The organism is Cerasibacillus terrae (genome assembly GCF_008039555.1).
GTDB lineage: Bacteria > Bacillota > Bacilli > Bacillales > Amphibacillaceae > Cerasibacillus > Cerasibacillus terrae.
The window spans coordinates 17,393-44,004 of record NZ_VDUW01000007.1; the positions used below are offsets into that span (position 1 = coordinate 17,393).

Annotated in this window: 18 protein-coding genes, 5 tRNA genes and 1 riboswitch; of the genes, 17 read left to right on the forward strand and 6 right to left on the reverse strand. The window is 36.4% G+C overall.

The window, feature by feature from the left end; genetic code table 11:
- The first annotated feature begins 130 nt into the window (after positions 1–130).
- Positions 131–1,846 (forward strand): methyl-accepting chemotaxis protein, encoded by a 1,716-nt coding sequence (locus tag FHP05_RS10540; protein ID WP_191126325.1) that lies wholly within the window; start codon positions 131–133, stop codon positions 1,844–1,846.
- 51 nt (positions 1,847–1,897) lie between these two features.
- On the opposite strand, the gene FHP05_RS10545 is transcribed toward FHP05_RS10540, so the two are convergent.
- From FHP05_RS10545 to exaC (FHP05_RS10560), 4 genes are all read right to left on the reverse strand, one after another.
- Positions 1,898–2,560, reverse strand: coding sequence for a LiaF transmembrane domain-containing protein (locus FHP05_RS10545; RefSeq protein ID WP_147668039.1), 663 nt, complete (start codon positions 2,558–2,560; stop codon positions 1,898–1,900).
- A 201-nt stretch (positions 2,561–2,761) separates the two neighbouring features.
- Positions 2,762–4,282, reverse strand: a complete 1,521-nt coding sequence (gene exaC / locus FHP05_RS10550) for an acetaldehyde dehydrogenase ExaC (protein ID WP_147668041.1) — start codon at positions 4,280–4,282, stop codon at positions 2,762–2,764.
- Between the two features lie 351 nt (positions 4,283–4,633).
- The gene (locus tag FHP05_RS10555) at positions 4,634–4,996 is read right to left on the reverse strand and encodes a DUF779 domain-containing protein (RefSeq protein ID WP_147668043.1); all 363 of its coding nucleotides are present in this window, start codon (positions 4,994–4,996) and stop codon (positions 4,634–4,636) included.
- Positions 4,997–5,017: 21 nt separating this feature from the next.
- A complete protein-coding gene (gene exaC, locus FHP05_RS10560) occupies positions 5,018–6,538 on the reverse strand; it encodes an acetaldehyde dehydrogenase ExaC (protein ID WP_147668045.1) in 1,521 nt (506 codons plus the stop codon).
- A gap of 531 nt (positions 6,539–7,069) precedes the next feature.
- Here exaC (FHP05_RS10560) and FHP05_RS10565 point away from each other — a divergent pair.
- The 8 genes from FHP05_RS10565 to FHP05_RS10600 all read left to right on the forward strand — a co-directional run bounded on the left by FHP05_RS10565 (position 7,070) and on the right by FHP05_RS10600 (position 20,473).
- The gene (locus tag FHP05_RS10565; RefSeq protein ID WP_147668047.1) at positions 7,070–7,426 is read left to right on the forward strand and encodes a cupin; all 357 of its coding nucleotides are present in this window, start codon (positions 7,070–7,072) and stop codon (positions 7,424–7,426) included.
- Positions 7,427–7,493: 67 nt separating this feature from the next.
- Positions 7,494–7,594, forward strand: a riboswitch (TPP riboswitch).
- Positions 7,595–7,742: 148 nt separating this feature from the next.
- Positions 7,743–8,432, forward strand: a complete 690-nt coding sequence (gene tenA / locus FHP05_RS10570; RefSeq protein WP_147668049.1) for a thiaminase II — start codon at positions 7,743–7,745, stop codon at positions 8,430–8,432.
- A 556-nt stretch (positions 8,433–8,988) separates the two neighbouring features.
- Entirely contained in the window at positions 8,989–9,606 is a 618-nt protein-coding gene (locus FHP05_RS10575; RefSeq protein ID WP_147668051.1) for a YitT family protein, read from the forward strand.
- Between the two features lie 266 nt (positions 9,607–9,872).
- Entirely contained in the window at positions 9,873–10,835 is a 963-nt protein-coding gene (locus FHP05_RS10580; RefSeq protein ID WP_147668053.1) for a sulfonate ABC transporter substrate-binding protein, read from the forward strand.
- Positions 10,836–10,850: 15 nt separating this feature from the next.
- Positions 10,851–11,615: an aliphatic sulfonate ABC transporter permease SsuC gene (ssuC, locus tag FHP05_RS10585; RefSeq protein WP_230973986.1), complete on the forward strand. Its 765-nt coding sequence runs from the start codon at positions 10,851–10,853 to the stop codon at positions 11,613–11,615.
- Positions 11,616–11,633: 18 nt separating this feature from the next.
- Positions 11,634–12,416, forward strand: coding sequence for an ATP-binding cassette domain-containing protein (locus FHP05_RS10590; RefSeq protein ID WP_147668055.1), 783 nt, complete (start codon positions 11,634–11,636; stop codon positions 12,414–12,416).
- A gap of 322 nt (positions 12,417–12,738) precedes the next feature.
- Entirely contained in the window at positions 12,739–14,769 is a 2,031-nt protein-coding gene (locus tag FHP05_RS15590) for a methyl-accepting chemotaxis protein (RefSeq protein ID WP_147668057.1), read from the forward strand.
- 808 nt (positions 14,770–15,577) lie between these two features.
- Positions 15,578–20,473, forward strand: a complete 4,896-nt coding sequence (locus tag FHP05_RS10600) for a S8 family serine peptidase (protein WP_147668059.1) — start codon at positions 15,578–15,580, stop codon at positions 20,471–20,473.
- 137 nt (positions 20,474–20,610) lie between these two features.
- Here FHP05_RS10600 and FHP05_RS10605 read toward each other — a convergent pair whose 3' ends face one another.
- Positions 20,611–21,456 (reverse strand): MBL fold metallo-hydrolase, encoded by an 846-nt coding sequence (locus tag FHP05_RS10605; protein WP_147668061.1) that lies wholly within the window; start codon positions 21,454–21,456, stop codon positions 20,611–20,613.
- Between the two features lie 365 nt (positions 21,457–21,821).
- Between FHP05_RS10605 and FHP05_RS10610 the strand changes: the two genes are divergently transcribed.
- Entirely contained in the window at positions 21,822–22,151 is a 330-nt protein-coding gene (locus FHP05_RS10610) for a YolD-like family protein (RefSeq protein WP_147668063.1), read from the forward strand.
- Positions 22,152–22,217: 66 nt separating this feature from the next.
- Here the strand turns inward: FHP05_RS10610 and fabI are convergent, their stop codons facing one another.
- The gene (gene fabI / locus FHP05_RS10615) at positions 22,218–22,991 is read right to left on the reverse strand and encodes an enoyl-ACP reductase FabI (protein ID WP_147668065.1); all 774 of its coding nucleotides are present in this window, start codon (positions 22,989–22,991) and stop codon (positions 22,218–22,220) included.
- Positions 22,992–23,340: 349 nt separating this feature from the next.
- Here fabI and FHP05_RS10620 point away from each other — a divergent pair.
- The 7 genes from FHP05_RS10620 to mvk all read left to right on the forward strand — a co-directional run bounded on the left by FHP05_RS10620 (position 23,341) and on the right by mvk (position 26,595).
- Positions 23,341–23,415: transfer RNA gene (locus FHP05_RS10620), tRNA-Glu, on the forward strand.
- A gap of 1 nt (position 23,416) precedes the next feature.
- Positions 23,417–23,492 (forward strand) — tRNA-Thr (locus FHP05_RS10625).
- Positions 23,493–23,541: 49 nt separating this feature from the next.
- Positions 23,542–23,626 (forward strand) — tRNA-Tyr (locus FHP05_RS10630).
- Between the two features lie 11 nt (positions 23,627–23,637).
- Positions 23,638–23,710: transfer RNA gene (locus tag FHP05_RS10635), tRNA-Gln, on the forward strand.
- A gap of 291 nt (positions 23,711–24,001) precedes the next feature.
- A tRNA-Lys gene (locus FHP05_RS10640) sits at positions 24,002–24,074 on the forward strand.
- A 272-nt stretch (positions 24,075–24,346) separates the two neighbouring features.
- Positions 24,347–25,636: a hydroxymethylglutaryl-CoA reductase, degradative gene (locus FHP05_RS10645; RefSeq protein ID WP_147668067.1), complete on the forward strand. Its 1,290-nt coding sequence runs from the start codon at positions 24,347–24,349 to the stop codon at positions 25,634–25,636.
- Positions 25,633–26,595, forward strand: coding sequence for a mevalonate kinase (gene mvk / locus FHP05_RS10650; RefSeq protein WP_147668069.1), 963 nt, complete (start codon positions 25,633–25,635; stop codon positions 26,593–26,595). The genes FHP05_RS10645 and mvk overlap by 4 nt, the downstream gene beginning before the upstream one ends.
- Positions 26,596–26,612: the final 17 nt, after the last annotated feature.

Consider the following 26,612-nt stretch of genomic DNA (forward strand, 5'->3'; position numbering starts at 1 on the left):
GACCTAAAAGGTAGTCATTTACACCCATATGATATTTGTTTATCTGGGTATAAAGTGTTATATTTACTCATATGTATTTATTTATATTGAGCGAATAGTTCTAAATTTTTTAAAAGAAAGGATACAGATAATGGCTAGGAAAAATGCAATTACATTCAGATTAGGTATGATTATTATGGGAATTCTTCTATTCTGTATTATCATTATCTTTTTCTCGATGTATAGGGCAAATTACAAAGAAATTTCTAAAGCAGCTGGGGTAGAAGCCTACGGATGTGCGAATATTACAACGGCACTTGTTAATCCAAGCGATATTGCTAAAATTAAATCCGGTGATAAAGAAACAGCTGCAAAAGTTGGGGAAGACATTAGTTGGACCATTCAACATAAGGGAATATTTGAAGGACAATATGTGATGGATCTTGACCGTACTCTTTTGGCAGTAGATGAAAACATGCTGGAACAAGGATTTGAGGTTGGTGATACATTTCATATGAGTGAAGAGGATTTGGAAACACTGAAATTAACCAAGGCACCTGTTTATTCCGATGTTTATGAGTTTGGTGGAATGAAGCGTTTGACAGGTTATGCGCCAATATTTGAAGACCATGATCCAGATAAAGATATTGTAGCCATTAGTGCGATTGACTTTGAGTCTAGCATTCTACAAACCCGCACATGGGATATGATTAAGGGGAGCTTTTTTGTTGCAATCATTCCTATTTTGCTTGCAGGTGTGATTACGATTTTTCTAATCAGGAAGACAACCGCACCTTTACATAAAATTACTCAGTTTGCCAATCGCGTTGCAAAAGGAGATTTAACAGTAGAAAAACTGCCTGTTAAAGGAAACGATGAAATAACTCAACTTTCAAAAGACTTAAATATGATGACAGATAATCTAAAATCTATCATTGGAGATTTAGCATCAAGTTCTTCACAAGTAGCAACAACGTCCGAGGAATTAACTGCTAGTTCAGAAGAGATTTCTGCTTCAGCAGAGAGTAATTTAACTGCCGTTTATCAAGTTAAAAATGGCTCACAAAAGCAAGTGCAGATTATCCATGATACCAATCAAACCCTTTCAACAATCGCCTCCAAGACAGACGTGATTAGTGAAAAAACAAAAGAGCTAAATACACAGTCACATACTGCAACAGAAAAAGCTGCATACGGGGGCACAATAGTTGACCAATCTATTAGTCAGATGGATACGATTAATGAGAAATCAAGACATTTATCTGAATCTGTAAATCAATTAAATAAAAAATCAGGAGAAATCAATGATATTATTACAATCATTACGAAAATATCAGAAAAAACTAATTTACTTGCTCTAAATGCATCTATTGAAGCTTCCCGTGCAGGTGAGAGCGGAAAAGGGTTTGCTGTTGTTGCTGCTGAAATACGAAACTTAGCAGAACAATCATCTGCAGCAACTCAGAAAATTAGCAATCTCATTCATGAAGTGCAGCTCGGTACAAAAGAGGCGGTAGAGGAAACAAATGAAAGTATCGAATCTTTAAAAACAGGTACAACATTAATTCGAGATGCTGGAAATGCGTTTTATGAAATCAATGATGCGATTGATGAAGTGACAACAGACATAGATACAATCAATAGGGATCTCCTGCTCATTGCTGGTGAGGTAGAAAATATTGTTCAATCCATGGAAAGCATTGAGATGATTTCAACAGAAAGTGCTAATAATACAGTAAGTGTATTAACTCAATCAGAAGAACAGACAGCAGCAATTGAAGAGATGAGTACATTAATGGAAACATTAACCGAGATGGCTGAGGAACTGAATAAGCGAACATACCAATTTAAACTTCCAGATGCTTAAAAACTATGGACGGATGGACAGAATTTGCCTTTCCGTCCTTTTGATATATGCTTAATCCCTGATTTCAACTCCCCCAAAAGCTGCTAAACAATTTATTTTTAATAGGGGCAGGTCTTCGTGATTATCGTTCATACGATTTTTTAGTTTGTTTTCCCATCCTCCAAAAATAGGGATACCAGTAGTTTCTACACGTACATTGTCAGGTATGGTAATAGAAATCCCTCCGAATAATGCTGTACAATCAAGGTGAGCACCATCATCAGAAATAATTATATCTCGCAAATCAAGCTCTACTCCACCAAATACTGCGGTAACACTACCACCCTGGAAACTTTCTGACTCACTTCGAATGTCCACTCCTGAAAATAGAGAAAAGGTTTGAATAGTACGGTTTGCATGGTGCTTTGCCTTATGGTTAAATTTGGAGAAAGTAAAAACCAAACCGATTAAAATTAAAATGACTGGCCATAGAAACGCAGTTAAGTCGATTTCAATCCATTGGTCCACCAAAATAAAACTCCCAATAAAGACGAATAATAATCCGGAAAGATAGGAGTAAGTAGAACGAAAAATATGAATGATACCAATGATGATAAAAATAAGTGGCCACCATATCTTTAGAACAGTTAAAAAGTCCCATATATTCGCTTGCTGTAGTAAAAAGCTAAAACCAAACACAATCAAAAATAGGCCAATCCAATGTTTTCCTGACAAATATATAACCTCCCGTCCCTCATATGGATAAAATTAAAAGCACAATAAGTGGAGGATCAACAGCCAGTAAAGGCCCGATTCGTTCAACTAACAATCAGTGGGAGAAGAAAAAACCTCTCACTGATTGAAGTTTCACTTTATGAGTTTTAATGCACTTTCAGTTGCAAAGACATGTTCTACCGTTGAGTTTCTCTCTTTCTATTAAAAGAGCCCTAGGGAATTTTGTTTGTAGTTTGTCAGAACACTTTTAGTTTCTTGATAGAGTTCTAATGTTTTTGCATGGGTTTCGCGACCAATACCTGACATTTTATAGCCACCAAATGTAGCTCCTGCTGGAATTTCGTTATAGGTATTTGTCCAAACCCGTCCTGCTTGAATAGTACGACCAGCACGATACGTAATATCTACATTACGGGACCATACGCCAGCCGCTAGACCATAAGAGGTATCATTTGCAATCTCCATTGCTTCATCGAAATCTTTAAATGTTGTAACAGCAAGAACAGGTCCAAAGATTTCTTCTTGGAAGATACGCATTTTATTATTGCCTTTGAAAATTGTTGGTTTGATATAATTACCATTTTGCAAATCTCCATCAAAATGGTTTTCTCTACCACCAATTAAGCATTCAGCACCTTCGTCTTTACCTAATTTAATGTAAGAAAGAATTTTTTCTTGTTGTTCACTAGAGTTTTGGGCACCTATCATGACTTCTGTGTCTAATGGGTTCCCAACTTTAATGGATTTCACACGTTCAAGTGCACGTTCCATAAATTGATCATAAATTGATTCTTGGATTAATGCACGAGAAGGGCATGTACAAACTTCCCCAGTATTTAATGCGAACATAAGGAAGCCTTCTATTGCTTTATCTAAATAGCCATCATCTCTATCCATCACATCTTCAAAGAATATGTTCGGTGATTTACCACCAAGTTCAAGAGTGACAGGGATAAGATTTTCTGTTGCATACTGCATAATTTGCCGACCGACTGCCGTGGAACCTGTAAAAGCAACTTTAGATATACGTGGGTTAGTAGCAAGTGGTTTCCCTACTTCGACACCAAAACCATTAACTACGTTTAGTACGCCTGCAGGTAATAAGTCATGAATAATTTCCATAAGAACCATAATAGATGCTGGTGTTTGTTCAGCTGGCTTTAAGACGACACAATTACCCGCTGCTAAAGCTGGAGCAAGTTTCCAGGAAGCCATAAGAATAGGAAAATTCCAAGGGATAATTTGTCCAACAACGCCTAATGGTTCATGAAAGTGATATGCTACTGTATCATGATCTATTTGAGTAATCCCACTTTCTTGTGCACGAATAACACTTGCGAAATAGCGGAAATGGTCGGCAGCCATTGGAATGTCCATATTTAATGTTTCACGTACAGCTTTTCCATTATCCCAAGTTTCAGCTACGGCAATAGTTTCTAGATTTTCTTCCATGCGATCTGCGATTTTATTCAAAATAAGTGCACGTTCAGCTGGTGAAGTTTTACCCCAGGCATCTTTTGCGGCATGTGCTGCATCTAATGCTAATTCAATGTCTTCTGCAGTGGAACGTGCCGCTTTCGTAAATACTTCGCCGGTTACTGGTGATTTATTTTCAAAGTATTGTCCTTTTACAGGCGCAACCCATTTACCACCAATAAAATTATCATACTTTTCTTTGAAGTGAACAATAGCTCCTTCGGTATTCGGATTTGCATAAATCATATTATTACTCTCCCTTTTATTATAATGAAAGCTTGCATTACTGTATGAATATGTTAGCATTTCTGAAGTTATTCATATAACCTGTTTTATACTTTTGATTATTCATCTTAATAAAGTAATTCAAACAATATGCTACACATTGTATAAATCAGAAAAAGTGGAAGTAAAACATGAATCTATTGTGTGGTTAGATATTGACAATGACGCTTGTTAAAGGGAAAAAGTCTCTATGTTGGTTATTCAGTAAGATATAAAAACTTGTTAAGAATTAGGATGTTACAAAGGACTGTTCAAAAATAAAAAAGATGTCTCAATATGCTTAATTTCTTAGCATTTGAGACATCTTATATCTTATAGGAGTTTTTTTATTTCTTCGTATTCTTCATCTGAGAAAACACGAGATCTTGTTATAAAATGGCGTTCTTCTACACTATCAAGTGAGAATGTTGCACCTCGTCCTTCGACAGCATCAATGATTAATTGGGTGTGTTTCCAGTAATCATATTGACTTTTATGAATATAAAACGGTACATCACCGATTTTTCCAAGAAGAACGTCAGAATCTCCTAGTTTGAAATCCCCATCTTTATAGCACATTGGGGCAGAGCCATCACAGCAACCACCTGATTGATAAAACATGATTTCGCCGTGTATATTTTTAATCGAATCAATTAATTGTAGTGCTTCATCTGTTGCAACAACACGTTCTACCATAAATGGACCTCTCCTTTCGATTTAGAAGAATCCTTGAGGTTTTCGATCGTAACTGACTAATAATGTTTTTGTTTGTTGGTAGTGTTCCAACATCATTGCATGGTTTTCACGGCCGATACCGGATAATTTATAACCACCGAATGCTGCACCTGCTGGATATTGGTGATACGTATTTGTCCAAACACGACCAGCTTGGATTGCACGGCCAGCACGATAAGCAATATCTCCGTTACGTGACCATACACCAGCACCTAAACCATAAAGTGTATCATTTGCGATTTCCATTGCTTCGTCAAAGTCTTTGAATGTTGTAACAGCAAGAACAGGTCCAAAGATTTCTTCTTGGAAGATACGCATTTTGTTGTGTCCTTTAAATACGGTTGGTTCGACGTAGTTACCATTTTCAAGGTCACCATTTAGACGGTTTTCTCCACCACCGATTAGACATTCAGCACCTTCTTCTTTACCAAGTTTCATGTAAGAAAGGATTTTTTCTTTTTGTTCATTAGAAGCTTGTGCACCCATCATCACTTCTGTATCAAGTGGGTTACCGATTTTAATTGCTTTAACGCGTTCCAATGCACGTTCCATAAATTTATCATAGATAGATTCTTGGATTAATGCACGAGATGGACACGTACAAATTTCTCCAGAGTTTAATGCGAACATAACTAAGCCTTCGATCGCTTTATCTAAAAATTCATCATCTTGATTCATCACATCTTCAAAGAATACGTTTGGTGATTTACCACCAAGTTCAAGTGTAACAGGAATGATATTCTCTGTTGCATATTGCATAATTTGACGACCGACTGCAGTTGAACCAGTGAATGCAATTTTTGCAATACGTGGGTTTGTAGCTAGTGGTTTACCAACTTCAATACCGAAACCATTGACTACATTAAGAACACCAGCTGGAAGTAAATCTTGGATTAATTCTACTAATACCATAATAGAAGCTGGAGTTTGTTCTGCTGGTTTTAATACAATACAGTTACCTGTAGCAAGTGCTGGAGCGATTTTCCATACACCCATTAAAATAGGGAAGTTCCATGGAATAATTTGTCCAACAACACCTAGTGGTTCATGGAAGTGATATGCTACAGTGTCATTATCTAATTGTGTAGTACGTCCTTCTTGTGCTCGAATAGTACTAGCAAAATAGCGAAAATGATCAATCGCTAAAGGAATGTCTGCATTTAATGTTTCACGTACAGCTTTCCCGTTGTCCCAAGTTTCAGCTACTGCAAGCTTTTCTAGGTTTTCTTCTAAACGATCCGCAATTTTATTTAAAATGAGGGCACGTTCAGCTGTGGAAGTTTTGCCCCAAGCATCTTTAGCTGCATGTGCCGCATCTAATGCTAGTTCTATATCTTCTGCTGTGGAACGAGCAGCTTTTGTAAATACTTCACCTGTCACCGGTGATTTATTTTCAAAATACTGTCCTTTTACAGGGGGAACCCATTTTCCACCAATAAAATTATCGTATTTTTCTTTGAAGTTAATAATGGCCCCTTCAGTATTAGGATTTGCATAAATCATAGTTGTTTCTCTCCCTCTTGATGTTAGTGAAACAAAGGATATGAATGCGTGTACATTGCTTATATAATCATCCACAAAGTTTGTTTCCTGTTTTATAATGCTCCTATTTTTTTGAAAAAACAAGTGATATGTTTTGATAAAATGAATGCTGAAATACTATATTATTTGTGTTTGTAATGGCATTAAATTCATATATATCAATGAATATGGTAATTATAAATTTTAACTTTCATTGTTTCGTTTTACAATAATTACCTGCTTCCTTATATTTAGCTTTTAATTATTTAAAATTATTACTCTTTAGGTATTGTTTCAAACCCTATTTAATCTCCTAGTTTATTGCTGAATTATATGAGGATTATAAAAATTTATTGTGACTATGATATTATATAGGAAAGTTTGACATAATCTTTGAGTAGAAGATGGTGAAAATATGGATCATATGAATCAAAAGTTACAAAAGCGCATAATCAATCTGTTGTAAAAGAAATAAAAAATAGAATGGGAAAATTACAGAAGGAAAGTGAATAAATGGAGATTTATAGTTTTGAAAAGAAGGTAGGGAAAAAGATTACGAAATATGATTCCGACTTTGTGATGAACAAGATTCTACATACAGAAAATAAGACACATATTGCTTGTATGCACCTAAAAGCGGGAGGAATTGTTGGCCTGCATGAGGCGATTGTTCCGCAACTTTTGCTTGTCGTACAGGGTGAAGCAACTGTAACTGGTAAGGACAATCAAAGCAAACAAGTATATGAAGGAGATGCTGTCTTTTGGGAAAAGGGTGAGCTCCATAAAACAGTGTCTAAACATGGAATGATGGCGATTGTAATAGAAGGGGAATCGCTTAATCCAGGTCTCTATATGCCAGTAGATTCATGAACAATAAAAACTACAAATTTTTTGACAAACATCTTTTACTATGTTTAGCTAGATAGTAATTGAATATACGAATCACTAGGGGAGCAATTTATTGCTGAGAAAGACATGTCTTGACCCTTTGAACCTGATCTAGTTCATACTAGCGTAGGGAAGTGTAGCTATCAGTACGTGATGTAGTATCCGTCAACTCTATTATTCTACCATCCCCTATTTTTAGTGGATGGTTTTTGTTTTAATTCTGTATAAGACTGTCTGCCTAAGCTATTCTCCTCCTTTGATTATGATATTCAATAATACATAGAAGGAGTGGTGTATGATGTTATTCACAGATCGATTATTTAAAAAGGTTGAGCCTGTTTGGAATAGTTATTTAGAACACCCTTTTGTAAAAGGAATTGGGAAGGGTACGGTTGATAAAGATAAATTTATTCATTATATGAAACAGGATTATGTTTATCTTATTGAGTATTCCCGTGTCTTTGCAATTGGAAGTGCGAAAGCGCAAGACTTAAAGACGATGACTATTTTTGCAAACCTACTTCATGGTACGATGAATTTTGAGATGGATTTACATCGTGAATATGCTGCTAAATTTGGTATATCAAATGAGGAATTAGAGGCAACGGAACCATCTGCAACCATGACCGCATACACCAGTTATATGATTAGCCAATCCCAGCTTGGCGGCGTAGAAAATGCAATTGCCGCTGTATTAGCTTGTGCGTGGAGTTATAATTTTATCGGTAAAGAGCTAGCTACATGGCCTGGAGCAAAAGAACATGATTTGTATGGCAATTGGGTAAAAATGTATTCATCTGATGAATTTACGAAAATTGCGGAGGACTGCAAGGATTTAATAAATGATATTGCAAAAGATAAGCCAGAACATGAATTAAAAGTATTAGAAGATATTGTACTTAAAACGAGCTATTTTGAATATATGTTCTGGGACATGGCAGAGAATATTTCCATGTGGCCTGTGAAGGAATTAAACACACATATGTAAAAAAGTCCTTAGTGGATAGACTTCCCATGGTGTGCCTTTAGTGAATAAACTTTAAATACTTGTCTTTCTGAGGCTGAGACAAAATGTTATGAACCATAAATAAAACCGGACGTTTTTCGATGAACGTCCGGTTTTATTTGTTTTTTACTTATCTACTTTAATGGAACGCAAACATCTCCTAATATGTCAGCTTTCCTCAAAATTGGTGAGGATTAGAGCGTAAGCGTTCCCTAATGTCCCTGTTTCCTCCAAAATGGGTAAAGAATAGAGCGTAATCGTTCCCACTTTCTTGATTTCCCCCAGAATAGGTAAAGAATAAAGCGTAATCTTCCCCTGATATCCCAATACTTTCAAATGGAGTAAAGATACGCGTATAACATCTCTAATGTTCGGCTTATTTATTGTGACTCCGATTTTGTCCTAACTTTTTTTATGATACACAGTTATTCCCTTGTCATGATTTTTAACTAATTAGAATAAGTATGGTGAGGAAGGATTGTCCATGGTTTAAATGTATACCAAAGGAAAGATATGTATTAAAATGAGGTGGGTCCTTATGAATGAATTTCTAAAAAAAGGAGTAATTGTATTATTAGGTGGGATCATTCAAGGTTTGGGAATGGGGTTGTTTTTGTTTCCCCAATCCATTCCATCTGGTGGTGCGGGAGGTATGGCGATATTATTCAATCATTTTTTCAAGCTCCCAATGGGACCTGCTTTATGGATTGTAAACTTTTCTTTACTGTTGTTCGGAATCATGTATCTTGGTAAGCGGTTTGCTGTATGGACTGTGTTTGGTATGACAATTACCTCGCTCTCTATTCATTTTTTCGAAGTTTATTTAATTATCCCTGAAAGAAATCTTCTGTTTGATCTTATTATTGGCTCGGTTACTCTTGGAATAGGAGTAGGTCTATTGATGCGACAAGGAGTTTCTAATGGTGGGGTTGGTGTACTTGCTTATATGTTAGCTTTTAAACGGAATATTTTACCAGGAAAACCATTGTTTTTCTTTAATTGTTTGATTTTTTTTATAACTGCAGCAGTTATTAGTTGGAAAATTATCTTTCTCGCCTTGATAAGTCAATGGATGTCAACGAGGATAGTCGATATCATTTATAGTTATCCATCTTATGAAGTATATACGCTTGATTGGCGTAATAAAAAAGCATGAAGTTGATCATTACTTAGATTATGATGACTTTATGCTTTTTTTGTTATCATTTTCCTTTTACCTCATGGATTAGCGAAATGTAGTCTCTTTCCCTCAAATAGCTTTCTTCTACAAAGAATGCCATCCTATAAGGCATGAATAATGTCATCTATTTTTTTAGGTCTATCTTATTTAATTTCATACAGACAGGAACCTACCTCTTATTTATACATAGGCTAACATCAGTATTGTTTCTAATTTCTGAAAAAAGGATGGGAAGAGGTAGTATGAGGAAAAAGTTCACTATAGTATGTTTTAGTTTATTATTATTCTTCGTGGTAAGTCTAACAGCTTGTAGTGAAAGTGAATTACAATCTGCTGAAGCAAATGAAGAAAAATTAGTTCGTATAGGATATCAGAAAAATGGTCAACTTGTTATTTTAAAAGGACTTGGCATGCTGGAGGAAAGGCTCGGACCTTTGGGGTATAAAGTGGAGTGGAAGGAATTTCAATCTGGTCCAGCTTTAATGGAAGCAATCAATGCAGGAAGTATTGATATTGGTAGAACTGGAAATACACCAGTTATCTTCGCTCAAGCAGCAGGATCCCCTTTTGTGACTTTGGCAGCAGGGAAACCAAAATACTATGGAAGCGGTATATTGGTATCGAAAAATTCCTCGATTCAATCTGTAGAAGATTTAAAGGGAAAAAGAGTAAGTTTTGCGAAAGGATCTAGTTCGCATTATTTGATTGTAAAGGCTTTAGAGAAAGCTGGTTTAATGTATTCTGATATTACTCCGTCTTTTTTACAACCTGGGGATGCACGTGTTGCATTTGAACAAGGGAAGGTAGATGCAATGGTAGTCTGGGATCCTTATACTGCTTCTACAGAACTTCATTCAGACGGCGTATTACTTACAAACGGAGAGGGATTGACAACAGATCGTGATTTCTTTATTGCGACAGAAAAATTTATTACAGCTCATCAAGATATCCCAGAAATCGTCATCGAAGAAGTAGAAAAATCGTCAGATTGGGCTAATGAGAATCACGAAGAATTAATTGCTATGCTTGCGCCAATTCTTAATCTCGATGAGGAATCTTTAAAAGTTGCAGTGGAAAGACGTGTATATGGGGTAGACGATATAACTGAAGAAATTATCAATGAGCAACAGGATATTGCAGATATGTTTTATGACTTGGATATTATTCCTGAAAAGGTGGATGTTAGGAAAGTCATGGAGGAATAAAGGAGTGATGAACGGTTGAAACAATGGATAAATAAATTTTCAATAAAAATTATACCGTGGCTTGTTCCGTTATTGTTACTAATCAGTTGGCAATTTTTATCATCGATTGGAGTAATCCCAAAAAGAATCCTGCCCGCACCAATGGAAGTTATCCAAGCTGCACAGACCCTTATGTCTACAGGGGAATTATATGAGCACATCACTGTTAGCTTGGGGAGAGCACTTTTTGGATTCTTTATCGGAGGATTGATTGGATTTTTGTTAGGAATATTTAATGGGATATCCCGCTATTCTGAACTTCTTTTTGATACTTCTGTGCAAATGTTAAGAAATATACCACATCTAGCATTAATTCCTCTCGTTATTTTATGGTTTGGAATTGATGAAACTTCTAAGGTGTTTTTAGTCGCATTGGGTGTGCTATTTCCAGTATATATTAACACGTACCACGGAATTAAATCGGTGGATAAAGGATTGATTGAGATGGGAAAGGCATATGGCCTTAAAGGTAGGGCGCTATTTTTTACGGTTATCTTTCCAGGAGCCATGTCCTCCATTCTTATAGGTATTCGATTTTCGTTAGGGGTTATGTGGTTGACATTAATTGTAGCAGAAACAATTTCTTCCCATTCCGGAATAGGTTATATGGCCATGAATGCTAGAGAGTTTATGCAGATGGATGTCATTGTTTTAAGTGTTGTACTTTATGCATTGCTTGGTAAATTATCTGATGTCATTGCCAAATATTTTGAAGGAAAATTACTAAAGTGGGATATTTAATGAAAGTGGGGGAAATAAATGCCGATTGCAAGAGAACGAGAGATTCACATTCGACTAGAGGGTGTTCAAAAGTCCTTCTCAGAGTTGGAAGTGTTAAAAGATATTAATCTTGAAATTCAAAATGGAGAATTTATTGCCATTGTTGGTGAAAGTGGTTGTGGAAAAAGTACACTTCTACGATTGTTAGCAGGTCTGGAAAAACCTAGTAGTGGGGTAATAAAAATAAATGAATCCCCTTTACAACAATTAAATACAAATGCACGGTTAATGTTTCAGGATGGCCGATTGCTTCCATGGAAACGAGTGATTGATAATGTTCATGTAGGAATTCCAGATGGAAAAAAAGAAAAGGCAAGGGAAGCTCTGTGCAATGTAGGACTTGAAAATCGTGCAAAAGATTGGCCGAGAACACTGTCCGGGGGTCAAAAACAGCGAGTGGCCCTAGCACGAGCATTAGTAAATGATCCGAATTTGTTGTTATTGGATGAACCATTAGGTGCACTTGATGCACTTACTCGGATAGAAATGCAAGATTTAATTGAATCCCTTTGGCAATCAAGTGGATTTACTTCCATTCTTGTTACCCATGATGTAGAAGAAGCTGTCGCCATTGCAGATCGTGTCATTCTAATAGAAAATGGGGTTATCCGTTTGAATCGACAAATTGATTTAGAAAGGCCTCGTCAGCGTACAAATTTAGAATTCAGGTTGTACGTGGAAGAAATTATGGATAACATAATGAAACGAAAAAAATCTAATATACACCCTTTGAAGCAACGCATTCTAACGGCTAGTATGTAAATGTTATTCATTAAATCCTTCATTTAGTTATATTTATCAAACACCTGTCTTTCTGGTTATTCTGTTGGTACAGAATAAGATTAAATTTATTTACTTCGCTCACAAGGAACATTATAAATTCCTGATGAAGGTATTCATATTTATGTGATTCTACCGATAAAGATACTAGGATAAATTTTAAAAGTATTATAAGAATTAGATGCTTACGGTCATTTAGGAGAAGTACTACTAGAGGGAGGTTAACATACAGCCATATTCATTAAATCTTCTATAAAAAGCATCTTAGAAAGAGAACGTACATGAGAAGGGGAAAGTCATTTTTATGAACAAAACAAAAACAAAACAAAAACAAGGAATTATTTATAAAATAAGCTCTTTTTATAAGAATTCCCTACGAAATCAAATTTTAATACCTTTTATTATTCTTATTCTATTCACTGGTGGAGTTATCTCCTTTGTTAGTTTTAATTTTAGTGTGAAGAACACAACAGAAGAATTATCAAAGAATGTTGAAGGGCAAATGGTTAGTTTGAATGATACGTTTGAAACTTTCTTTTCAAATATAAGCAGCACATTAAATCGTTATACATCAAATGAAATGATGACAGGATACAATTCGAAAAACAGAGCCAAAGTGGAAGAATACATCCTAGAGACACAGGATGCACATGATGAAATAGGTTTTTTATACGCTGGTACGGAAACAGGAGATACACTTCCACAGGGTGATTTAGGTGAAGATTATAATCCGAAGGAAAGACCTTGGTATAAAGATGCTGTAGGAGCGAATGGAGAGATAGTGTGGTCTGAGCCATATAAAGATGTTGAAACAGGTGATCTTGTTGTTACCGCCTCAAAGGCATACTACAATGGTGACAAATTAGTTGGAGTTATGGCTGCTGATGTATTCATCGATACACTTATTGATATGGTTAACAAGATTGAAATCGGAGAAACTGGTTATGCCGTCATATACGATAAAAATGGAAAATGGATTACACATCCTGAGAAAGAGAAAATAGGTAGGGACGAATCACAAACGAGTTACTATCAAGAAATGGTGGAAATAGGTAACCAAGGAATCGTTGAATATAATGTGGATGGAAAGGAATTTACCATGGGGTTTGTTAAGAATCCTACGACAGATTGGTATTTACTTGGTGCCGCAAATAAGGTGGACTTTAAGAAACAAGCACAAGCCATCTTTATCCCAATTGCTATCACATTAATTATCGTGACCTTGATTGCGATAGTTGTGACTCTGTGGATTACAGGAAAAGTTACAAAAGCAATTAAAACAGTAATGGAAAGAATGAAACTTATTGCCAATGGCGATTTAAGCCATCCTCCGCTTGAAATAAAATCAAAAGATGAAGTTGGCCATCTTGTTCAAGCAACAAATGGTATGAATGAGCATATGCGTCATCTTTTACATCAAATTAATACAGTAGCAGAAACTGTTTCTAGTCAGAGTGAAGAATTAACCCAATCGGCTGGAGAGGTAAAGTCAGGATCGGAACAAGTCGCTTCTACAATGCAGGAACTGGCGTCTGGTTCAGAAACCCAAGCACATAGTACAGGTGATTTATCTGCTAATATGCAGTCTTTTGCCAATGAAATAGAAGATCTTAGTGAAAATGGCGATCAGATTAAACAATTTTCAAATGAAATTATTGGTGCTACAGCAGAAGGAAGTCAGTTAATGGATGCTTCGAAAGAACAAATGGAAATCATTGATGAAATTGTTCATGATGCTGTGAAAAAGGTGGAAGGGCTAGATGTTCAATCCCAGGAAATTTCCAAATTAGTTAACGTCATTCAAGATGTTGCAGATCAAACAAATCTTTTAGCACTAAATGCTGCCATTGAAGCTGCAAGGGCAGGTGAACATGGGAAAGGATTTGCAGTTGTTGCTGATGAAGTGAAAAAACTTGCTGAGCAAGTATCTGATTCTGTAACAGATATTACTGGTATTGTTACAAAGATTCAACAGGAATCAAGCCTAGTAGCAAACACATTACAAAATGGTTATCATGAGGTGGAGCAAGGTTCAACTCAAATTGAAACAACCGGTGGGAAATTTAGTGATATCAATACATCCATTTTAGAAATGGGAAAAAGCATAGATCTTGTTGTCGATAATTTAACAAGTATTTCAGCAAGAAGTCAGGAGATGAATCGTTCTATTGAAGATATCGCAGCAATATCGGAAGAATCAGCTGCAGGTATAGAAGAAACATCAGCATCCTCGGAGCAAACAACTGCTTCGATGGAAGAAGTAGCACAAAGCTCACGAGGTCTTGCCAAATTAGCCGAAGAATTAAATGAATTAGTCCTTAAGTTTAAACTGTAATAAAGTATACTGAAAAATTATATACATTTTATCGCAGATTAACTGGCTGTAAGACCCCCATTTCAAAAATTCGAGATACTCAAGAATTATAAGTGGGGGATCAACATCCATTAAAAGGCCCGATTCGTTCAGTTCAACTAACAATCGGTGGGAGATGAAGAAAACTCCCACTGATTGAGGTTTCATTTTATAAGAGACAGTCCCGTATGTTGTTAATCAACGGGGCTGTCTTTTTTTAACCTTTTAAAGTGAATATATTCATGCTAAGGAATGATACGACCTAACTTTATTGTTTTTTAATGAGAAATAGGTATTTATACCTAATTCATTTGTCGAAAAGAACATAAATTTGTCGAAGTGAGCTAAAAGTCTCTTTAAAGAAGGGACGTTTGGCACTTGTTAAATTATTACGGAATATATAGTATTTATTATAAATTGTGAAAATTATACATAATTAATATGAATATTGGTCACTGTACAACAGAATAAGACAAAAGAACTCTTTTAAGGGACGAGCATTGTCACCTAAAAAAGTAGTCAGTATCCCAGTGAGGATATATCCCGTGTTTAGGAGATTTTCTATTCACCGCAGATTAACTGGCTGTAAGATCTCCACATCAAGAATTTGAGCTACTCAAGAGTTATAAGTGGAGGAGCAACAGCCAGTAAAGGCCCGATTCGTTCAACTAACAATCAGTGGGGGGGTGAAGAAAATTCCCACTGATTGAAGTCTCACTTTATATACTTTGGGAGGTGATGGTAAAGGATAGAACAATCAATAAAAAATAAGAAATAGGAGGGAATATGTTTGAAAAAGAAACATTTTGCTAGATTAATTAGTAGTATTTTAGTTTTCGCAATGATTTTTTCTCTTGTTAACCCTTTATTTGCTTCAGCCGAAACTAGCACTGATCAACTTACTAAAAAATTAAATGTTGATAAGAGAATTTCAAAATTGAAAGAGTCCATGAAACAACGTGAAAGACAACTTGCCAATGCCCCAATGATAGATTCTAGTTTAGAAAAGATTAAAGGGGATAAAAAGGTGGACGTTATTGTCCAACTTACTGAAGTACCAGTAGCGTTTGAAAAAGGAAAGAATATTATTCAGGGGAAATCACTTTCTTCTGCAAAATCTACAAATCTTAAAAAGAAAGTCATCTCTGAACAAGCCAGATTTGAAAAACTATTAAAGATGGAGAAAATTTCATTTAAAAAAGGGTTTACATATAACCAAGCTTTTAATGGAATGTCTTTAACGGTAAAAGCGGATGACATCGAAAAGTTAGCAAATATAAAAGGTGTTGTAAGTGTTCATCCGGTAGAGGAAGTTCATGCACTTGAAGTTAATAATGATGATACGATGACACCGAACATGGTTGATAGTGTTCCACATTTGGATATTCCTGCACTCTGGGAAAAAGGTGTCGAAGGTGAAGGAGTTAAAGTAGCTGTTCTTGACACTGGAATTGATTATGAACATCCAGATTTGAAGGATGTATATAAAGGTGGATATAACTTTATTCCACATAATAGTGACTATGCTCGTGATCGTGCTGATGATGATCCATATGAGACTACACCAGAAGACAAGCCAGAACATATGCCAGAGTTTCTCCCGACTGGACAATCATTCTATACTTCTCACGGAACACATGTAGCTGGGACAATTGCAGCACAAGGAACCACTGAACATGGCATTAAAGGAATTGCACCAAAAGTAGAATTGTATGCCTACCGTGTTTTAGGTGCCTATGGAAGTGGTGCGACAGACGGTATTATGGCAGCTATTGAAAAGTCCATTGAAGAAGACATGGATATTATAAACTTATCGCTAGGTGGGGGTAGTAATAGCCAAAATGCACCTGATGCGATTGCGATTAATAATGCAACAATAGCTGGTATTACGGCAGTTGTTGCTACCGGTAACAGTGGGCCAGGACGTGGAACAATAGGTAATCCCGCGACTGCTCCGTTAGCGATTTCAGTAGGAAACTCTACCTTACCTGAAGTAACGTTACAATCAACTGTTGCAGTGGAAGCAGGAGATTATAGCAATGAATCAGATGTGAACCTAATGGCTTGGACTTATGGTTCTAATCCGAAAGATGCATTGACTGGGGAATATGATGTTGTTGCAATTCCCGGTGTAGGAAATCCTAATGATTTCAAAGATCTTGATGTCGATGGAAAAGTAGCACTAATCTCTCGGGGAGAAATTCCATTTGTTGATAAAATTGCTGCTGCCAAAGAGGCTGGTGCAGTTGCAACAATCATTCATAATAATGAAGGCGAAGGTCCTGCAAATGTTAGTTTAAGCACTGCATTTGATTATATTCCAACGTTTGATATGGCAACATCTGAAGGTGAAGCACTTCGAGAAGCATTAGAGAAAGCAGATAATCAAACTGGAAAAGTAATATTTAGTAATTATAAGGAATCCCAAACAGCCGGTGACGAAATAAATGACACCAGTTCTCGTGGACCATCTACACCTAATTTTGATATTAAACCAGATGTATCTGCACCTGGTACTAATATCATGTCAACGGTTCCTGCATATGGAAAAGATAATCCAGATGCAAATTATGAACATGCTTATGATCGTTTTACAGGAACAAGCATGGCTACACCCCATGTAGCAGGGGTTGCAGCATTACTATTATCTAAGAACCCAGACTGGACTCCTTTTGATGTAAAAGTAGCGATGTCCAATACGGCAAAACAATTGGATACGAATAAGTATGATGTGTTTGCCCAAGGTCCTGGTTTAGTACAACCATTGAAAGCAGCAAACGCTGGAGCTTTAGCATATGCACTAGATACAACCGTTTCTGGTTCAGAAGAAGTTGAACACGAAAAAGGAACTGTAACATTTGGTAGAGTTGAGGCAAATCCAGAAAAACAACAAACGATATCAAAACAAATTGTCGTAAGAAGTATGAATGGTCAGTCTGATAATTTTGATGTAAATGTTGATGTTATAAAGGCTGGAACCGGTGACATGGCTGATGCTAGTGTGAGTGTTGACAAGTCGTCATTTACATTAAATGGTACAGAGACACTTGATGTTACTTTAGCTATACCTGCCGGTGAAGGAGCACCAGGAAATGAATTGCTCGGGTACATCCAGATTACGGGTGGAAAAACAGAGATGCTTTTACCATTTGCTGCTGAATTTTCCGGGGCTTCAACAGAAGATCCGTCGGGATTAGAGTATTTTGAACTTCAAGACTATGTAATTTCACCAAATGCTGATGGGAAGTTTGATGAAACCGAATTACATCTTGGACTATCACAGGATGAAGACTTAATGTCCATTGAGCTGTGGGATGCTGCAAATCCATTTGGTGGTGAATTCGGAGATGGATATATTGGACTCTTAGCCCTACAAAGTTTAACAGCTGGAGATTATATCCTACCGATTGATGGGACATATGTTGATTGGGGTACAGAAGAAGAAACTGATATTCCTGAAGGTGTATATACAATTGATTATAATTCATGGGATTTATCAGGTGGGACGATTGAAAACCTTGCTTATGATGGGCCATTTTTTGTAAAAACATCTCAATCTGACGTTTCATTTGCTGAAATAGAGGATGAAATTGAAGGTGCGGAATATGAAATAACTGGTGCTATCGATGATAAGTTTATCGACTTCAAATCAACTGTAGAAGATGTGTTTGGTGTTGAATATGATGTTAATGATTATTTAGAAGTTGGCTATGAATTAAAAGATGAAAACAATGAAGTGGCTGAAAAAGAGGCTGTAGTATTAGAGCAGGATGGGGCATTTACTATATCTCTATCTGATCTTACAACTGGTGACTATACATTAATACTAAGTGTTAATGATATTGCGGCAAACGCTGTACAAGAAGAAGTGGAATTGAAAATAAGCAACGAACCAGAAGATCCAGAGGAACCTGAGGAACCGGAAGTGCCAGAGGAATTCACGATTTTCTTATCTAAATCAACGAAAGAACCAACAGAAGGTCCAGTTACAGTAACAGTTGAAACAGATAGTAAATCAGAACTTAAGGAATTAAAGTGGTTAGAAGGCGAAAAATCTGTGGAAGACTTTGCAGAAGCAGGAAGTGATATTGATATAGAAGCTATGTCATTTGATATTTCTGAAAATGGTGTATACACAGTTTACGCTAAAAATAGTGATGACGTAGAAGCAGTTCAAACGATTGAAATTACCAATATTATAGATTCAGTCCCTGCTGAATTTACAGTTTCATTATCCAAATCAACGGAAGAACCAACAGAAGGTCCAGTTACAGTAACAGTTGAAACAGATAGTGAACTAGATCTTGTAGAATTGAAATGGCTGGAAGGTGAAAAAGCTACGGAAGATTTTTCAGGTGCAGGAAATACCATTGACTTAGACACGATGTCATTCGATATTTCCAAAAATGGGATATATACAGTTTACGCTAAAAACAGTGATGATGTGGAAGCAATTCAAACAGTGGACGTAACTAATATTTTAGATCCTGACCAAGGAGATATTGACTTTTCATTAGAACTTTCTACAAAAGAGCCAACAGAGGATCCTGTTACCGTAACGGTTCAAACAGATGAAGAACTTGTTGCACTAAAATGGCTAGAAGGTGGAAAGACAATTGAGGACTTTGCTGAAGGAGGTCATGATATTGACCTAGAAACAAAGTCATTCGAAATTGATGAAAACGGAATGTACACAGTTTATGCGGAAAATAGTGACGGTGAAAAAGGTGTTATATCCATTACAATTAGAAATATCACTGATTCTGCTCAAGAGGAAATTAATGTAACGTTGACTCCTTCTGTAACTGATGAGACAGAAGGTCCAGTTGCAATAACAGTTGAAACAGATAGCGAATCAGAACTTGTAGAAATGAAATGGCTAGAAGGAGAAAAGGCTGCTAAAGACTTTTCTAATGCAGGAAATAATATTGACTTTGATTCCAAGTCATTCAATGTAGCAGAAAATGGCATCTACACAGTTTATGTAAAAAATAGTGATGGTGTTGAAGCGGTACAAACAATCGAGGTAACGAATATTGTTGATCCTGTTCAGGAGGAAATAAATGTAACATTGACCCCTTCTACAACAGATAAGACAGAAGATCCAGTTACAGTAACAGTTGAGACAGACAGTGAATCAGAACTTGTAGAGTTGAAATGGCTGGAAGGAGAAAGATCTACTAAAGACTTCACTGATGCAGGAACTGATATTGATCTTGATTCCAAGTCATTCAATGTAGCAGAAAATGGCACCTATACCGTTTATGCAAAAAATAGCGATGGTGTTGAAGCAGTACAAATGATAACCATAAGTAATATTACAGAACCAGATCAGGAGCAACCTGGAGATGATGACGAAGAGGAACAACCAGGTGACGAAGACAAAGGCGATGGAGATAAAGAACAACCAGGTGATGAAGATAAAGACGATGGAGATAAAGAACAACCAGGTGACGAAAACAAAGACGATGGAAATAAAGGCCAACCAGGTGACGAAAACAAAGATGGAGCAGCTGATGATGACCAAGTAGGAAATGATGTTACTGAAAGTACGGATAACGGAGAAAAACTACCAAACACAGCAACTTCAACTTACAATCATCTTGTATTAGGAGCAATATTAGTTATGGTCGGTCTTCTTGCAGCATATATTCAATATAGAAAAAAGCAAAAAATGAATATGTAAAATATCAATCCTGCCATTATCATTGGAACATGATAATGGCAGGTATTTTTATGAAATAATATGGCAAGGGAAATTTATCGCAGGTTAAATGGCTGTAAGACTTCTATCGATTGAAGTTTCACTTTGTATTATTTACTCTAATTTAAATATTTTCCGTATGATGGAATTGCAATCGTATCAAATTCGCGTACCAGTTTTTGTAAATCATTTGTAAGTTCTTCCCCACTCATTGGAAGCCCATGTCCTGTTACGGCAATCTGAGGGTTCAAAGTTACTAACTTTTTCACGGAATCCCAAGCTAGTTGCCAATCCGTAGTTAAATATCTAGGTGGCCCATTAATTTCTTTATGTTGAGTTAAAACTTGAAATAAAGCATCTTGTTTCACGGTGATAAAAGCGTCTCCAACGATTAGAAGCTGATCTTTTTCTCTGAAAAAAGAAACATGTCCAGGGGAGTGTCCAGGAGTATGAATCCAGTGGAAACCATCCATATATGGAACACTGCCATCAGAGGGTAATGCTTGAACTTTGTTTCCTAGTTGAATCGGTTCGGTAGGGAATATGGGTGACATTTTTGCAACAAGCCCACCTTCTACACTGGCATCTGGTTCTGGATAGCCTTTTTCTCCTGTCAAATAAGGTAACTCTAATTGGTGTGCATAAACAGGAACGTTCCAATATTCCACTAATTCAATAATTGCTCCAACATGATCAAAATGACCATGCGTTAAAATGATGGCATTTGGCTTTGCGTTTGCACCAAATCGCTCTTCTATAACAGAAATAATTTTATCTGCAGAATGAGGCATTCCGGCATCAATTAATACAAAGTTATTTGTTGCAGGATTACCATACAAATAAATATTAACAATTTGAATGGTATACAGATATAAATCAGATAATACCTCAATTCCAACACCGCTTCCGATGGACGATGCTGGAATATATTTGTGATCCTTCCCATAATGCATTTGTTTGTCCATGTAGCTTATCTTCCTTCCTAATTTTATTTTAACAGTTTTATTTTCTCTACTTTTGAAAAAAATAATCAGAGCAGTGTATTATATTCTTCACTTGAAATGGGAACAAATGTTCTGTATGATAGAGGAGGGAGGGGAACAAACGTGCATATTCAGGTTGCTAAATGTATAAAGTATAATAAGGATGCAAATATGTTATATATGTCTGAACAGGGAAAAATCACAAAAAGGAGAATTAGAATTGTTTGTATGAAGGGTGATTATTTTAAGGCCTATTGCTATTTACGTAAATCCAATCGTTTGTTTAAAACAAACAATATATTAGCTCTTTTACCCATTATGAATAAAGAGAGAGGGGCTGTATAAAAATGAATAAACATATAAAAGACCGTGGGACAAAAAAATGGACTTCTTTAATGTTGCCAGAGCATGTAGAGCAATTAAAGCAGGTATTTGCTGAAGAGAAAAGAGAAGCAAAACCTATTTTAGATGAGCAATATAAAATGGATATAAATAGGAAACTACAAGATGCCTTTGTTTTACATGATGAGGTGGAGATTACGTATTATGCTCATTTTAAAAGAAAAAAAACAGTTGGGAAATTATTATCTGTAGGGCAAGGGTATATTCGTTTGAATAATGATGAACGAACAAAAATAACTTTTGATAATATATTAGACGTAGAAATATGCTTATAATTTACGTAAGTATAAAGAATAAAAAAAGAGCAACAAACGAAAAAGTATTGTTGCCCCATTAATAGCTTATCCAATAATATGGTATCCAGAATCAACATGAAGTACTTCGCCAGTTACCCCACGTGAAAGGTCACTTAAGAAGAAGAGGCTGGCATCACCGACTTGATCTTGGTCAACGTTGCGACGAAGTGGTGATTTCTCCTCAATAATGGAGTTGATTTCATTAAATCCAGATACACCTTTTGCAGAAAGGGTACGAATCGGTCCTGCTGAAACAGCATTTACACGAATTCCATTCTTCCCAACATCTTCAGCTAAATACCTGACACTTGCTTCAAGGGAAGCTTTTGCAACCCCCATAACATTGTAGTTCTTTACGGCACGCTCAGAACCTAAATATGTCTGGGTAACGATACTTCCGCCTTCTGTCATTAGTGGCTTGGCTGCTTTAGTAACTGCTACAAGTGAAAATGCACTTATTTCTTGTGCTAAAAGAAAACCATCTCGTGATGTATCGGAAAAGGCACCTTTTAGATCATCCCGATTAGCAAAAGCAACGGAATGAACAACACCATGAATCACACCAATATCGTCTTTTATTTTTTGAAAAGCATTTTGAATACTTTCATCGCTTGCAACATCACAGTTGACCATTTGTTTTGCTTCAACATTATGCTTTTCTAGTAGCTTTGTTAGCTTTTTATAGGATCGTTCTTGTCTATTGGTGAAGATTAAGTTTGCCCCAGCATTATGCAGAGATTTCGTAATTCCCCATGCAATACTTCGTTCATTGGCAACACCCATCACAACAATATTTTTTCCTTCTAATAGTTTCGTCAATTAAATGACACCCCCAAAAATAATTTCCTTTATTAATTATAACCTAATATTAGTATCTACAGAAGGAAATATCACTAAAATACTTTTGATTTATAATTAGGGAAGCATTCACACCTTATATGGATAGAGGAAAGGGGGAGTTATATAAATTAGGACCTAGTCTCAAAAAGGGATATAACATAGTATTATAGTATAGATAAAAAAATAAGATTGATCCGGCTGGAAGCTTTGATTTATAGCTATTTTTAGGGATGGATGTATATTTTTATAAAAAAATGTCAAAAAACCCTTTACAAATTTTAAAAACCTGTATATAATATAAATCGTTGACTTTTTAAATTATACATACGGCCCGTTGGTCAAGCGGTTAAGACATCGCCCTTTCACGGCGGTATCAGGGGTTCGAATCCCCTACGGGTCACCATGCCGGCCTAGCTCAATTGGTAGAGCAACTGACTTGTAATCAGTAGGTTGGGGGTTCAAGTCCTCTGGCCGGCACCATTTAGATTTAAAATGTATAAAATAGATGTTATAGTTACAGAATATATATGGAGGGGTAGCGAAGTGGCTAAACGCGGCGGACTGTAAATCCGCTCCCTCTGGGTTCGGGAGTTCGAATCTCTCCCCCTCCACCATAATATTTCATTGGGCTATAGCCAAGCGGTAAGGCAACGGGTTTTGGTCCCGTCATTCCCTAGGTTCGAATCCTAGTAGCCCAGCTTTTTTTTATTGCAAAAAATAGGTGATGTTATCGAGTAACCCCGATGCAACAATCATCATTGAATAAGCAATAAGAAGCAGGGGTCATCAAGAATAAGAATCAAATAATAAAAGATTTATTTCATTTTTAATCCGAGCCATTAGCTCAGTTGGTAGAGCAACGAGCAAAGCATCTACCGAATAAGCTACGAGTAACCCCGATGCATCAATCATCATTGAATAAGCAATAAGAAGCAGGGGTCATCAAGAATAAGAATCAAATAATAAAAGATTTATTTCATTTTTAATCCGAGCCATTAGCTCAGTTGGTAGAGCACCTGACTTTTAATCAGGGGGTCACAGGTTCGAATCCTGTATGGCTCATCGTTAATTTTAATATGTTTTGAACAATAAACAAGGTGTAAAACCTTGTTTATTTGCATTTTATGGTGTTTTTTTGCATAATTGAAGAGTGATTATAACTTTAGAATTAAAATGCGTGGTCTCTACTGCGTAAAACTCCTTTTTGTATTATAATTTAAAGTAGTATACAAAATCTAAAATAGAAATATATTTATAAGGAAATAATAAAGCCAAGATGCTCGAACTGCAAGGATTCGATAGGAATGATAAACACAAAAAAAGGATGAGTAGATATGAAATCTTCCAGAATTCCCGGTTTTTATAATAAAACCATCCAAGAACGGAGGGAGATTTTACGAAATCTGAATAGTTTTAATGAAGAGGAAATAATAGCTCTTGATTCCAATCAGTCTTTACCAGTAGAACTGGCTGATAAAATGATTGAGAATGTTGTTGGAACATACCCTTTACCATTGGGTCTTGGTTTGAATTTTTTGATCAATGGAAAAGACTATGTGATTCCTATGGCCATTGAAGAACCTTCTGTCGTTGCATCAGCAAGCTTTATGGCAAAGATTATTCGCGATGCAGGTGGATTTAAAACAGAATCAACAGGCAGAACGATGATTGGTCAAATTCAAGTAGTTGGTTGTGCAGACTTCCAACTTGCAAAAGAAACATTACTAAATCATAAAGAAGCATTAATAGAAGCTTGTAATATCTCCTATCCAAGTATCGTCAAACGTGGTGGCGGTGCAAAAGATATGGATATCCGTATATTAAATGAAACATCTGAATCTAAATATGAACAAATGCTTGTTTTGCATATGTATATTGATACGTGTGATGCAATGGGAGCAAATATTATTAATACAATGGTGGAGTCAATAGCTCCAACTGTAGAAGAGTTAGCAAATGGAAAAGTTTATTTGCGAATTCTGTCAAATTACGCGGATCGAAGTGTGGCCAAAGCAACTTGTGTGATACCGCCTCATTTATTGGTCGGTGATGGATATTCTGGTGAAGAAGTGCGGGATGGTATTGTACATGCTTATGAATTTGCAGCATCTGATCCATACCGTGCGGTCACGCATAATAAAGGAATTATGAATGGAATAGATCCAGTTGTTATTGCAACAGGGAATGACTGGCGTGCAGTTGAAGCTGGTGCACATGCCTATGCAGCACGATCCGGAGTATATACATCAATGACAACCTGGTTCATTGATGAAGTAGGAAATTTAGTTGGTGAATTAGAACTTCCAATGTCAATTGGTACGGTGGGAGGAGCGACACGCGTACATCCAATGGCAAAACTTTCTCTAGAGATTCTTGGTACAGAATCAGCAGAAGAGTTAGCACAAATTATTGTGGCAGTTGGTTTGGCGCAAAACCTTGGAGCATTAAAAGCGCTCGTCACTGATGGTATTCAAAAGGGACATATGGCATTACACTCACGCTCTGTTGCGGTTGCAGCAGGGGCTACTGGGGAGATGATTGACATGATTGCAGAACAATTAGTTGAAGAAAGAGAAATCCGTGTTGGTAGAGCAAAAGAACTGGTGGAACAGTATACAAAATGAGTGCAGAAAGAGTAGCAGCTACGGAGCGATTAGCAATAGGGTTGGCTCATAGTAAACTTATTTTGATAGGGGAACATGCAGTTGTACACGGACAACCTGCAATCGCGCTTCCCTTTCCATTAATTGGAGTCGAATCAGTTATCGAATATGTACCAGGTGCCTGCCAAATGGACAGTACCTTTTATCATGGTCCATTACATTCTGCGCCAAACTCACTAAAAGGAATCGTAAAAAGTATTCAGGCTACATTATTACATCTGAATCTACCAGAGAGAGATTTATTAATTCAAATTAAATCTTCTATTCCACCAGGAAAAGGGCTCGGTTCTAGTGCATCTGTAGCTATCGCTGTTGTTAAATCACTATTTGCTTATGCAGACCAGCCTTATTCGAAAGAGGAATTGCTTTATTTAGCAAATATTGCCGAAAAACATAATCACGGGGCACCTAGTGGAATTGATACATTAACAATTACTTCAGAATGTCCTGTTTGGTTTGAAAAGGAAAATCCTGTAGATTATATTAAACTTAATGATGATTTCCATTTTATTGTCGCAGACTCAGGAAATATTGGTGACACACGCACAGCTGTAGAATCTGTAACCAACCTATTAAAGGCAGCGCCAAAGATGATTCAAAGTAAAATCGAACGCTTGGGAGAATTGACGTATCAAGCGAAAGATGCACTAGAAAAAGCTGGCAAGCAATTCTTAGGTCAGTTATTAAATGAAGCACAGAAAGAGCTGGAAGCTTTAGGGGTAAGTGATGAAGCATTAAATAAATTAATTAATTTTGCTCGTCAAGAAGGAGCGTTAGGGGCAAAATTAACAGGTGCAGGTTATGGTGGTTGTATCATAGCTTTAGCACAAAATGAAGTACACTCCAGACAACTTGCTGAAAAGCTAAAAAAATTTGGTGCAGATGCAGTATGGCCTTTTGTATTAAAGAAAAAAGATTAATATGATATATGAAGTAA

Excerpts from the sequence above, each read along its gene's own strand:
- FHP05_RS10540 (WP_191126325.1), top strand. The coding sequence starts at position 131 with ATGGCTAGGAAAAATGCAATTACATTCAGATTAGGTATGATTATTATG.
- exaC (WP_147668041.1), bottom strand. The coding sequence starts at position 4,282 with ATGATTTATGCAAATCCGAATACCGAAGGAGCTATTGTTCACTTCAAA.
- FHP05_RS10555 (WP_147668043.1), bottom strand. The coding sequence starts at position 4,996 with ATGGTAGAACGTGTTGTTGCAACAGATGAAGCACTACAATTAATTGAT.
- exaC (WP_147668045.1), bottom strand. The coding sequence starts at position 6,538 with ATGATTTATGCAAATCCTAATACTGAAGGGGCCATTATTAACTTCAAA.
- FHP05_RS10565 (WP_147668047.1), top strand. The coding sequence starts at position 7,070 with ATGGAGATTTATAGTTTTGAAAAGAAGGTAGGGAAAAAGATTACGAAA.
- tenA (WP_147668049.1), top strand. The coding sequence starts at position 7,743 with ATGTTATTCACAGATCGATTATTTAAAAAGGTTGAGCCTGTTTGGAAT.
- FHP05_RS10575 (WP_147668051.1), top strand. The coding sequence starts at position 8,989 with ATGAATGAATTTCTAAAAAAAGGAGTAATTGTATTATTAGGTGGGATC.
- FHP05_RS10580 (WP_147668053.1), top strand. The coding sequence starts at position 9,873 with ATGAGGAAAAAGTTCACTATAGTATGTTTTAGTTTATTATTATTCTTC.
- FHP05_RS10590 (WP_147668055.1), top strand. The coding sequence starts at position 11,634 with ATGCCGATTGCAAGAGAACGAGAGATTCACATTCGACTAGAGGGTGTT.
- FHP05_RS15590 (WP_147668057.1), top strand. The coding sequence starts at position 12,739 with ATGAACAAAACAAAAACAAAACAAAAACAAGGAATTATTTATAAAATA.
- FHP05_RS10605 (WP_147668061.1), bottom strand. The coding sequence starts at position 21,456 with ATGGACAAACAAATGCATTATGGGAAGGATCACAAATATATTCCAGCA.
- FHP05_RS10610 (WP_147668063.1), top strand. The coding sequence starts at position 21,822 with ATGAATAAACATATAAAAGACCGTGGGACAAAAAAATGGACTTCTTTA.
- FHP05_RS10645 (WP_147668067.1), top strand. The coding sequence starts at position 24,347 with ATGAAATCTTCCAGAATTCCCGGTTTTTATAATAAAACCATCCAAGAA.
- mvk (WP_147668069.1), top strand. The coding sequence starts at position 25,633 with ATGAGTGCAGAAAGAGTAGCAGCTACGGAGCGATTAGCAATAGGGTTG.